2 protein-coding genes are annotated in these 1648 nt (G+C 66.9%); both read left to right on the forward strand.

Translation table 11 applies throughout. The features are described from left to right. The coding region (gene uxaC, locus I2488_RS19380) for a glucuronate isomerase (RefSeq protein WP_196277437.1) at nt 1-1044 on the forward strand (1044 nt) is incomplete at its 5' end. Next, a partial coding sequence (locus I2488_RS19385) for a mannitol dehydrogenase family protein (protein WP_484549418.1) occupies nt 1041-1648 on the forward strand: 608 nt, incomplete at its 3' end. The genes uxaC and I2488_RS19385, both read left to right, overlap by 4 nt.

Genomic DNA, 1648 nt, shown 5'->3' on the forward strand with positions numbered 1-1648 from the left:
GCCTTCGGCATGGGCGTGCAGCTTTGCGCGGAGACCTCCGACCTCTACTTCGACACGATCACCGAGATGCTCAGCACTGAGGCTTTCCGCCCGCGCGCGCTGTTCGAGCGCTTCAACATCGAGGTCATCGCCACGACCGAGAGCCCGCTCGATACACTGGAGCATCACGCTGCGATCCGGGATTCGGGCTGGCGCGGGCGGGTGATCACCGCCTATCGCCCCGATCCGGTGGTGGACCCCGAGTTTGAGGGCTTCCAGAGCAATCTCGACCTGTTCTCCGAACTGACAGGCGAGGACTGCCGGACCTGGCAGGGCTATCTCGATGCCCACCGCCAGCGTCGCGCCTTCTTCAAGGCGATGGGCGCGACCAGCACCGATCATGGCCATCCCACGGCGGCAACGGCCAACCTCTCGGCCAGCGAGGCCGCCGCGCTGTTCGATCGCGTGGTCTCGGGGCGCTTCCATGCATCGGACGCCGAACTGTTCCGCGCGCAGATGCTGACCGAGATGGCGGGGATGAGCCTGGAGGACGGCCTCGTCATGCAGATCCACCCCGGATCGTTCCGCAACCACAATGCGCAGGTGTTCGAGCGGTTCGGGCGCGACAAGGGCGCGGACATCCCGACCCGCACCGACTTCGTCCACGCCTTGAAGCCCTTGCTCGACAAGTTCGGCAACGAGCGCGACCTCTCGATCATCCTGTTCACGCTCGACGAGAGCGCCTATGCCCGCGAGCTCGCGCCGCTCGCCGGGCACTACCCCTGTCTCAAGCTCGGCCCGGCATGGTGGTTCCACGACAGCCCCGAGGGCATGCGCCGCTTCCGCCGCATGACCACCGAGACGGCCGGATTCTGCAACACCGTCGGCTTCAACGACGATACCCGCGCCTTCCTGTCGATCCCGGCGCGGCACGACGTGGCGCGGCGCATCGACTGCGGCTTCCTCGCCGAACTCGTCGCCGAGCACCGCATCGAGGATTGGGAGGCGGCGGAACTGGCGCAGGACCTGTCGTACAATCTGGCCAAGAAGGCCTATCGGCTGTGAGGCTGTCCCCCGAAGCGCTGGCCAATCTGCCTGCAGACGTCGCGCGCCCGCTTTATGACCGTGCGGCGCAGGCCGTCGGCGTCGTCCACTTCGGCATCGGCGCGTTCCACCGTGCGCATCAAGCCTGGTACACCGATGCGGCGATGAATGCCGGTGCTGGGAATGGGGGCGATACCGACTGGATGATCACCGGCGTCTCGCTGCGCTCGGCGGGCGTGGCGCGGCAGATGAACCCGCAAGGCGGGCTCTGCACCGTGGCCGAGCAATCGGCTGACGGCATGGCGCTGAGGATCGTCGGATCGGTGCGCAATGTGCTCGTCGCCAGCGAGGAGCCCGATGCGGTGATCGCTGCGGTTGCTGCGCCATCGACGCGGATCGTCAGCCTGACCGTGACCGAGAAGGGCTACTGCCGCGATACCGAAGGCCGGCTCGACTTCGAACTCGCCCATAGCCTGAGCTTCTACTACTTCGTCACGCAAGGGCTGCTGGCGCGGGCCAAGGCGGGGCTGCCCGGCGTGACGCTGCTCTCTTGCGACAACCTTGCCGACAACGGCGCGAAGCTCGAGGCACTGATGCTGCAGTACCTCGAACGGCACGAGCCCGA

Origin of the sequence: Novosphingobium jiangmenense (assembly GCF_015694345.1) — a bacterium.
Taxonomy (GTDB): domain Bacteria; phylum Pseudomonadota; class Alphaproteobacteria; order Sphingomonadales; family Sphingomonadaceae; genus Novosphingobium; species Novosphingobium jiangmenense.